The organism is Nostoc sp. 2RC, assembly GCF_014222165.1.
Lineage (GTDB): Bacteria > Cyanobacteriota > Cyanobacteriia > Cyanobacteriales > Nostocaceae > Nostoc > Nostoc linckia.
The window spans coordinates 1-865 of sequence record NZ_JACKZU010000760.1; the positions used below are offsets into that span (position 1 = coordinate 1).

An 865-nucleotide genomic window follows, 5' to 3' on the forward strand; every position below is an offset into this window, starting at 1 on the left:
CACCCTCCCCTTGCCAAGGGGAGGGTTGGGGAGGGGTCTTGTCTATGTGTTGCATTATTTTTTCAAATTGGTATTAGCTTAGAGCGAGTCCGCGTTCGCGTTGCGTCTCGTAGAGAGCGTCTTTATTCTGACTCCTGAATTCTGAATTCTGAATTCTTCTTCAACAAAACGTAAAGTTTCATAGAAAAAATATGATGTTTTATTAAAGTTTAGTCAATTACCGAAAATCATACGTATTAAATAATTACTTAAATACACTCTTATTGCTTAATTACATGTATACTTAATGTAGTTAATTAGTTTCATTCTTATAGTATCAATTCAGTACCAAGCGATCGCTCTATTTTTTATGGGTTTAACCACTTATAGAAGTAGTCAGTAACGTTAGCACATCAACTGATTGTTAAACATGGGCTTCAAAAGATTTTGATGCCTGTTCCTTGTTGGCTATTTGCTGCTATAAATTTAACCCAGTGTTTTGTCGTGGATTTTTTTCAAAATCAATCTTGATTTTGATATTGAATCTACAAGAATTTTTGTCTAAATTTCAAAATCTCTGCACTATCTTAAAACCAAAAAAGGCTCTTAAAACTATGGCTATTCAAGGAACAAACAACAACGATAATCTAGTCGGCACTTCTGGAAATGATACTATTCAAGGCTTAAATGGTAATGATAGCCTTTCTGGGCTAGGTGGAAACGATCAATTATCAGGTGGTGCTGGAAGTGATACCTTATCTGGCGGTGCAGGAAACGACCAATTTGTATTTGAGTACTTTGAAGGTTCCACTGTAGCCAAAGAACAAGATATCGTCACTGATTTTCAGAAGGGACAAGACAAAATAGATGTTAGAACTCTCAATAT

At 35.4% G+C, this 865-nt stretch carries 1 protein-coding gene; it reads left to right on the forward strand.

What is annotated here, in order from left to right; all coding sequences use genetic code 11:
- Nucleotides 1-593: 593 nt before the first annotated feature.
- Nucleotides 594-865: M10 family metallopeptidase C-terminal domain-containing protein (locus GNE10_RS34870; protein WP_185570555.1), on the forward strand; the 272-nt coding region annotated here is incomplete at its 3' end.